The organism is Xenorhabdus stockiae, assembly GCF_002632825.1.
Taxonomy (GTDB): Bacteria; Pseudomonadota; Gammaproteobacteria; order Enterobacterales; family Enterobacteriaceae; genus Xenorhabdus; species Xenorhabdus stockiae.
On sequence record NZ_NJAJ01000042.1, the window covers coordinates 18869 to 27947 of the forward strand.

Here is a 9079-nt window from a genome sequence, read left to right on the forward strand (position 1 = left end):
TAGTGGATAGCTGTTTTATAAAATAAAAACAAGTTATATCAAGGTGATGAAGTGGTGTATAAGGCGTAATACACTCTATTCACTAGTAAAAAAATATAATTATGGGTTGATTGTGTAATTAATTAAAAGTTACAAATAAATATTAAATAATAATTCTTTAATTTTAAATAATTTTCTTGAAGTTTACTTTTTTTATTCAGTGAAGGTCAACATAAGGTCATTGTAGGAGCCAAATGTGGACAATAGCTGATATTTATTGACTAACAGCATAAATATCTCCATTCATCATAAAAAATGATGGAACAAAGTGGAGATCAGAATGAGAACATCATTATGAATACTTACACACACAAGGCAATATTACACACAGCATTTATTGGGCAACAATCCTCATTCTCTAACCCTTCTGATATTAATGGCATTAATATCAGCTATATGGAAAAAACACTTCAGCCATGGTTTGATAATGTACCATCCCGTTTAGCAAAACTGGCAAAAATAGCACCGCATGATATTGCTGTTTCAGATCCGCATGGAATTCTGGAATTTGGTGAGTTACAGCAACGGGTTATCAGCGCAGCGCATGTTTTGCGTTGTTATGGTGTAACAATGGGGAGTTATGTCGCTATTGCAGCCGAGAGGGGTATTCCATGGTTTATCACGATGCTGGCGACCTGGCAGATCGGTGCAGTATATATTCCCCTTAATACCATGATGCCGGAAAAACGTTTGAATGATATTCTCGCCAGCTTACCTGACAGTATTCTGGTCTCTGATGAAACGGTATCAGCGGGATTGAAAGCATCAACACATATTCCGATGGAGCGCCTTGCCTATACAGTTGAGAAAATAACGGAGGATGTTGTTATTCCTGAATTAGGCGATCATCCGGCCTATATCATGTTTACCTCTGGTTCTACCGGACTACCGAAAGCTGTGCAGGTGCAGCATGACAATCTGGCGGCCTTCCTGTGCGCACTGGGCAAGTTATTATCAGTTAACCAGAATGATCGTATGCTTGCGCTGACTACTTTCTCTTTTGATATTTCAGTCCTTGAGCTACTGCTGACGGTTGTTCATGGAGGCAGTATCTACATCGCACCCACTGAGACCCAGCGTGATGCGATGGCGCTATCCCGTGTGTTCTCTGATCCTCAATTTACTCTGGCGCAGGCAACTCCAGTAACCTGGTCAATGGCACTGAATGCAGGCTGGACGCCGCGTTCTGATATCAGCATGCTTTGCGGCGGTGAGGCGCTGTCACAAGATTTGGCCGATCAATTAACGGAATCTGGTGGCACTTTATGGAACCTTTATGGCCCGACAGAAACGACAATCTGGTCAACGGCATTTCGCATGAAAAAAGGAGATAAGGTACAGTTGGGCGGGCCGATTCCCGGCACCAGCATCAGTATTGTGGATAAGAATCTGCGTCCTGTCGCTAAAGGAACGGTAGGTGAAATCCTGATCGGTGGGTTAGGTGTGACAGCTGGATATCGCAATAATCCGGTTGAAACAGCTAAACGGTACGTCCCTGATGTCAACGGAAAGGGGAAAAGAGCCTATCTGACAGGCGATATGGCCCGTATGACTGAAGATGGTTCTCTCATTTATATGGGAAGGCAGGATGATCAAGTCAAAGTACGTGGTTATCGAATTGAACTGGGTGAAATAGAAATTGCGTTGAGAAAACAACACGGGGTTCAGGATGCCATTATCCGTGTCGCGGGAAGCGGTGATTTTGCCAAGATACAGGCGTTCGTATTGTTTGATCCTAATATGGTTATATCGGAGGAGTGGGTACGTGAAACTCAGGTCGCATTGCGAGAATGCCTGCACGAAGCCTGGATCCCCTCTGAATATTACCGCATTCCTTATATTCCGCTGACAAGTAGTGGCAAGCGGGACAGGAAACGTCTGGAAGAAGTGGCAGAACGTCTGAATACCAGTCATGATGCGGTGCAGCCGGAAACAGAAACAGAAAAACGGGTTTATGCTATCTGGGGCGATTTGTTGGCTGCGGAAACTTTTGGCATTACTGATGATTTTTTCCAGATTGGCGGTAACTCTATTCTGGTCGCCCGTATGGTGGAACGGATTGAAAAAGTATTTTCACTCAGGGTCCCTATTTCCGGTATCTATGTTGAACCCACAATTGCCCGAATTGCGGCTATTCTGGATGAGATGAGTGAAGTCCACAAAAATAATCTGATTCCTTTCAACAGTGTTTACCGTAGTGAAGCGCTTATTCAGCAACATGCAGAAACGCTGAGAAAAGATGTTTATCTGAAAGAAAGTATACGTCCTGATGGTTTACCACATGCGAACTGGTATGAGCCTGATACTGTTCTGCTGACGGGAGCGACCGGATATCTTGGCCTGCATTTGCTGGAACAACTGTTGAAACAGACTTCAGCTCAGGTTATCTGTCTGTGCCGTGCTGACGACAAAGCACATGCCCTTGAGAGGATCCTGGATGGTTTTGCTCATTATCAGATTGATGTAGGTAATAGCCTTGACCGCGTGGATTTTGTGATAGGGGATCTGGGGCAACCCCGTTTTGGCTTGTTGCCTGAAATCTGGGATAAACTCGCGCAGGATGTGGATGTGATTTATCACAACGGTGCGCTGGTTAACTTTATCTATCCTTATAGTTCACTAAAAAGCATTAATGTTGATGGCACAAGAACCGCACTGGAATTTGCCTCTACTTCACGCCTGAAACATTTCCATTATGTTTCTTCTGTGAATGCTTTGTTTGCTACTGAATCTCCACGGCCATTTATGGAAGATGATCGCGCTATGAGCGAAACAATACGTGATCCTTCCGGTTATTCGGGCAGCAAGTGGGTATCAGAAGGGATTATCAACATTGCCCGTAAACGGGGGATGCCAGTGAGTATTTACCGTCCCGGCCTGATCCTCGGACATACCCGTACCGGAGCTGCGCAGGGGAATGATTATCTTGTGGCTTCCCTGAAAGGTTATCTGGAAATGGGCTCCTATCCTGCTCATGGATTATTGCTGGATATCGTACCGGTTGATTACGTAGCGGCTTCACTGGTGCATATTTCTAAGCAGCGTGAATCTGACGGGAAATTCTTTAACCTGTTTAATCCGGTGCAAGTTTCTATCCGTCAGTTTTTCGATTGGGTTCAGGAGTTTGGCTATATCCTTAATCCAGTTCCTTTCAATGAAGGGAAAGAGAGAATTCTTGCTCTGGATGACTCTCATTCTCTGTACCCATTGATTCCGCTGATTCGGGATATGACAGAGAAACCTTACCGCGCGTTGGATCCTGATTATCTCCATGAAATCCAGCCAGAACTGGAGCTGAAACAGACGTTGGCAGCATTGGAAGGATCAGATATTCAGTGTCCGGTTATTACATCTGAATATGTCTGCCAAGTACTGAATTATCTGATCAGTACCGGGTTCCTGCCTCAGGTATTGCCGGAAAGTTACAGACAGGGGGTATTTTCATGGAACAATTAACCGGAAATGAAGCCGCGCTGTGGATAGTTGTCATTAACAGTAAAAAGCAGTATTCAATCTGGCCTGACGAATATCGGATCCCGATTGGCTGGATGGCGACAGGAAAGGAAGGCCCCAAAGCCGAGTGTCTTGAGTATATTGCGGGTATATGGCCGGAGCCCACTAAAAAGCAGACTGATATGCACTAAATAGATGTATGAGTAGACCAGATTATTGATGATGGGTATCGCTTCAAAGGCGATACCCATTTTTTCTTAACTGAAAACCACGCTAATCAGATTGCATGGTTTTTTCCCTTTTAAGCTGTTTGCTACACCATTTTATCAGCTTCTATAACCTGCTGTTTTCTTGGTGTTACCGCAAAGGCAGAGTGATTTCTTGCCAGTAGGGTGTATATAGTTGGTAATACAAATAAGGTGAAAAATGTGCCTACCAGCATACCCGATACAATCACCAATCCGAGACCAAAGCGGCTATTAGCCCCCGCACCACTGGCCAGCAAGAGTGGGATCAGGCCAATAACCATTGCAGCTGTCGTCATCAATACCGGCCGAAGGCGAATTTTTGCGGCCTGCAAGATAGCTAAACGCTTATCCAGCCTTTCGCGCTCCTGTAATTTATTGGCAAATTCCACCATTAAAATACCGTGCTTACTGATAAGCCCTATCAAGGTTACCAAGCCAATTTGAGTGTAAATGTTCAGTGTAATATATCCCATGGCTAACGGGATCAGAGCACCACAAATCGAAAGGGGAACGGTGATCAGTATTATCAAAGGATCAATGAGGCTTTCGTACTGAGCAGCCAGTACCAGATAAATGATGATTAATGCGGCTAAGAATGCGAAAAGCAAAGCATGCCCTTCCTGCTTATATTGACGGGAGTCAGATTGCCAGTCGTAGCTGAATCCTACAGGTAAATTATCCAGCACACTCTCAAGGAAAGCCACTGCTTGTCCCATCGTTACCCCTGGGGCAGGAATAGCCTGAAAAATGGCTGCATTTTGCTGATTGAACTGGGTTAGTTTATTGGGTTCAACTTTTGTCGAAACAGAGACAATCGTAGAAAGTGGGATCATATTTTGATTTTCAGTCCTGACAAAATGGCGGGATAAGGCTTCCGGTGTTAATCGTTGGTCACGTATACTTTGTGGAATTACATCATATGAACGGCCTTGCATCCCGAATCTGTTGATGTAGTCCTCTCCTACCAGCAATGCTAATGACTCCCCAATGTCCTGCATTTTAATTCCCAGACTATTGGCTTTGGCCCGGTCAATCTGAACCTGTACTACCGGATTGTTATAGTCCAGATCACTATCTACGACAACAAATAACCCGCTTAAACGTGCTTGTTGCTTAATTTCCTCCATCGTTTGGTACAGGACAGGATAGGGCTGTAAGCTACGCAGTACCATCTGAATGGGTAACCCTCCGGTTGAACCGGGTAATGGCGGAAGCTGGAATATAAAAATATTGCTGCCTTCCACTTCACCTACGGCAACCTGTAACTGTGCCTGAATCTCTGAAGCGGAACGCTGACGTTCACTCCATTTTGATAATTCCACGCCACCAAAACTCGAAGAAACCCCGTCAACGCCATTAATAATCCATGTCCCTGACATCTCGGGAATTTCGCGAAATACACGCTCCAGTTTATGGGAAAATTTTTCCACATAATCGAGGTTAGCATGTTGGGGGGACTTAACCGCAGCTAACAGCCCAGCCTGATCTTCAACCGGGGCTAATTCTTGATGGGCTTGCTGATAAAGTAAGGGGAGGCTGATGACAACCAGCACAGCAAATCCGCCCATTATCCACCGATAACGCAAAGAGACACTCAGCAGGAGAGAATAATGATGGGATAATTTCTCAAAAATGATCTCAGCCCAGCGGGCCATTCTTCCTTCTTGCTGCTTAGGTTGTAATAAAAAAGAACTCATTACCGGAGATAACGTAAGCGCAACAATACCGGATACGATAACTGCGCCCGCCAACGTCAGAGCAAACTCCTTAAATAGTGTGCCAGTCAGACCAGACATCAACCCAATTGGGGCATAAACTGCGGCAAGTGTAATTGTCATAGCAATCACAGGGCCTGCCACTTCTCTTGCACCAATAAAGGCTGCCATGATTGGCGATTTCCCTTCTTCAATATGGCGATGTACGTTTTCAACCACTACAATCGCATCATCGACGACTAAACCGATTGACAACACCATTGCTAACAATGTCAATAAATTGATACTGAAACCAAAGAGCAGCATCAGCCCTGCCGCACCTAACATTGATAGTGGAATAGCAACTATCGGGATCAATACACTACGCAATGAACCCAAACAGAGATAAATCACTATCATCACGATAACCAAAGCTTCTAACAAGGTTTTGGTCACTTCATCAATAGAAGCCTTAATAAAGCGGGAGGTTTCGAACGCCAGTTCAACCTTAACACCCGGTGGAAGTGTCTTTTCAATGTCCGGTAACAATTTTTTGATACCTTCGACAATAATAAGCGGGTTCCCCGTTGGAGTAGAAAATAACCCCAGATGCACCGCTGCTTTACCATTTAACATTGCACTGGTTTCAGTGGAGGCGGAACCCAGTTCTACCGTGCCGACATCTTTCAGACGAATTAATCCATTACCATCATTACGAATGACCAAATCACGGAACTCATCAACACTAGTGAGATCTGTGTTGACGTGGACATTTGAAACGACATATTCGCCTTTCACTTTTCCGGGTGTCGCCTGATAGTTATTTTGCCTGACTGCCGCTGCTACATCTGCAGCAGTTAATCCACGTCCCGCTAGACGATCCGCATCCAGCCATAAACGTATAGAGAGTTGTTGTCCTCCAAAAACCTGAACCGTAGAAACACCTTCAATGGATGAATACATGGGTTCAACGACTCTTGAAAGGTAATCTGTTACCGCCGATACCGGCAACGAATCACTGGAAAATGCAACATAAGCAACTGCCGTTGATTCTCCTGAAGACAGCTCAATAACGGGATCATAAGCTTGTTTTGGTAGCTTATATCTGACCTGATTTATCTTTGCCATCACTTGCGCCAGAGCCTGCGTTGAATTTTGGTTAAGCTCCATACGAATCGTAATGGTACTTCTGCCCTGTACTGAGGAAGATGATAGATAATCGATACCTTCAATAGAAGAAATAGCCTGTGAGATGGGCTGGGTGACAAATCCCTGTATCAAATCAGATGAAGCCCCAGGATATTCTGTCACCACAGTTATTGTGGAACTTTCTAATTGTGGATATTGCCGGATAGGAAGTTTATTGAGGGAAAATAGCCCCAATAAGAAGATCAATGTACTGACTACCAAAGCAAGTACCGGACGGCGAACAAAAATATCAGTAAATATCATTTTCCTTCTCCATCAAGCACCTGTGATAGATAATTTTGCTATATTCAAGGTATCTTCATCGACCGTGACCACAGGGATGTCATCATGTAATTTCAGTTGGCCAGATGTCACAACCCGATCGCCCTTAACTAAGCCTTTTTTGATTTCCACTAACCCATTCCAACGCTGTCCCACATCAATAGAAATGCGTTTTACAGTCATAGGTTGGCTGGGGTCTTGCGCTGCGCCTTGTGCTATAAATACAGTATCTCCGTAAGCGGTATAAGTCACAGCCGTTTCAGGTATCACCAAAGCGAGGGTATTTTCCTGACGCATGACCTGAATACTGGCATACATGCCTGCTTTTAATTTTCCTTCGGGATTATCCAGAGTTGCCTGTAGCTGCACAGTGCGTGATCTTCCTATCAGAGGATCAATCGCCTTTATTTGGGCGGTAAAATTCTGATTCGGATAGGCATCAACCACGATATTGACTGACTGTCCAACCCTCAGGTCAGGAACCGTCTGTTCATCCAGAGAAAAATTCAATTTGAGTTTTTTGGCATCCACTAGGTTGGCAATCACATCTCCTGCATGAAGGTATTGCCCTAATTGGACTTGTCGTATCCCGAGGACGCCTGAAAAAGATGCCCGGAGAGTTTTCTGAGCTATCTGCGCTTCTATTTGTTTAATGGCCGCTGATGCCATATCCCGCTCCGCTAATGCCTTATCCAATTCGGATGTGGCAACCGCCTTGCTGGTAAATAATTTATTGGTGCGCTGATAGAGGTTGTCAGCATTTTTCCATTGTGCTTGTAAACGGGTCAGTTCAGCTCGCTCAACGCTATCGTTAATTTTCACCAACAATTGGCCTTGTTCGACATATTGACCAGACTCAAATGTAATATCAGTGACTTTTCCACTGGTTTCCACCGCCAAATAAACTTGCTTGTCAGCTTCAAGTTCTCCGACACCGTGTAATGTTCTCGGAAGATGAATCTCTTTTACTTCTGCCAATGCCACTTTTATAGCTGGATAAGCCGTATTTGATGATTCATTCGTAGAAGAAGTATTTAGGGGATAAACCACAAGACTGGTTACCAGCAAGAAAGTAACACCCAGACAAACAGATATTTTCTTTTTCATGATTTATATAAATCTCTTAAGGAATTTAATTTTTAATTTGGTTTTTCGAATGGTTATTCATTTTTTCAATGGAATTTATTAATTGAATGATCTCCAGTGAAATAAATATGACCGGATGGTTTGGAAAGGAATAGTAGTAGTTTAGAATTCGCTGTTTGACCAACCATAGAAACTCCTATACGTGACCTAGTAGTTTATTCGTTAAATATTTACTCTAGAACCTCAAGTTAACATGAAGTCAATAGATATAATGAAGATAAATAAAATAGCTTTACTTTTACTGGTCGTTATTTGAATCTGACATTAGATATCAAAAAGTTGGAATTATTAATTTTTATATGGTTATCTAAGTTTGGATACAAAATCCGAAGTAACTTTCATGTAGTAATTGACAATACTGCCAGCACCTTTGATTGATGTAATGTACCTATTTTTTTCTGAACTCAGCTTTATCACATCAATATATTGCTTATTTTTTCTTCCTGTTTTTTCAGTTAACTAATTGAATTATAATATATAACATGTTCTGGTTTGTTAGGCTCTTATAAAAAATATATTTATTTTTACTATACCTATTGACCTCATGTTAACTTGAGGTTCTAAAGTAAGAATCCAATGCTGCTACCAATTGATAAAATATTTCACAGAACTTTCGTAAATTGAAAAATAAAATAGGATCACACGATGAAAACCTCAAAGTATATTATCGCGTTATTGGCACTAAGCACGATTTCATTTGGTTCAATGGCCGCAGTTGAGGTCAAATCCGCAACAGGAGAGAAGATAGGCATTGTTTCAGTAACAGGGGCAGAAACGTTAGAAGCACTCACTGAGCAATTATCCAAAAAGGCTGACGAAGCGGGAGCAAAATATTTCCGTATTATCTCTGCATCTGGCCAGAATCAGTTAAGTGGAACTGCTGAGATATATAGATAGCTAATAGTTATGCATCATATATTGATGATAACCTATACGCAATTAACTTGAAGATGCAGGAATTAAAGTCTGGAAATTATCGGTCAGCCGGGTAGCTAATTCCTGTCCTTTTTCGGGTAAGGTGACATGAAA

The 9079-nt window shown here is 42.9% G+C and carries 5 protein-coding genes; 3 read left to right on the forward strand and 2 right to left on the reverse strand.

The window, feature by feature from the left end; all coding sequences use genetic code 11:
- Positions 1-333 precede the first annotated feature (333 nt).
- Together Xsto_RS17355 and Xsto_RS17360 are read left to right on the forward strand one after the other, a co-directional pair.
- Positions 334-3495 carry an amino acid adenylation domain-containing protein gene (locus Xsto_RS17355; RefSeq protein ID WP_099109591.1) on the forward strand — a complete coding sequence of 1054 codons (3162 nt, stop codon included), beginning with the start codon at positions 334-336 and terminating at the stop codon, positions 3493-3495.
- Entirely contained in the window at positions 3483-3683 is a 201-nt protein-coding gene (locus Xsto_RS17360; protein ID WP_099109592.1) for an MbtH family NRPS accessory protein, read from the forward strand. The genes Xsto_RS17355 and Xsto_RS17360 overlap by 13 nt, the downstream gene beginning before the upstream one ends.
- 122 nt (positions 3684-3805) lie before the next feature.
- Here Xsto_RS17360 and Xsto_RS17365 read toward each other — a convergent pair whose 3' ends face one another.
- Together Xsto_RS17365 and Xsto_RS17370 are read right to left on the reverse strand one after the other, a co-directional pair.
- Entirely contained in the window at positions 3806-6886 is a 3081-nt protein-coding gene (locus Xsto_RS17365) for a MexW/MexI family multidrug efflux RND transporter permease subunit (RefSeq protein ID WP_099125881.1), read from the reverse strand.
- A gap of 12 nt (positions 6887-6898) precedes the next feature.
- Entirely contained in the window at positions 6899-8011 is a 1113-nt protein-coding gene (locus Xsto_RS17370; RefSeq protein ID WP_099109594.1) for an efflux RND transporter periplasmic adaptor subunit, read from the reverse strand.
- 684 nt (positions 8012-8695) lie between these two features.
- Between Xsto_RS17370 and bhsA the strand changes: the two genes are divergently transcribed.
- Positions 8696-8947 (forward strand): multiple stress resistance protein BhsA, encoded by a 252-nt coding sequence (gene bhsA, locus Xsto_RS17375; protein ID WP_099109595.1) that lies wholly within the window; start codon positions 8696-8698, stop codon positions 8945-8947.
- Positions 8948-9079 lie beyond the last annotated feature (132 nt).

Excerpts from the sequence above, each read along its gene's own strand:
- Xsto_RS17365 (WP_099125881.1), bottom strand. The coding sequence starts at position 6,886 with ATGATATTTACTGATATTTTTGTTCGCCGTCCGGTACTTGCTTTGGTA.
- Xsto_RS17360 (WP_099109592.1), top strand. The coding sequence starts at position 3,483 with ATGGAACAATTAACCGGAAATGAAGCCGCGCTGTGGATAGTTGTCATT.
- Xsto_RS17355 (WP_099109591.1), top strand. The coding sequence starts at position 334 with ATGAATACTTACACACACAAGGCAATATTACACACAGCATTTATTGGG.
- Xsto_RS17370 (WP_099109594.1), bottom strand. The coding sequence starts at position 8,011 with ATGAAAAAGAAAATATCTGTTTGTCTGGGTGTTACTTTCTTGCTGGTA.
- bhsA (WP_099109595.1), top strand. The coding sequence starts at position 8,696 with ATGAAAACCTCAAAGTATATTATCGCGTTATTGGCACTAAGCACGATT.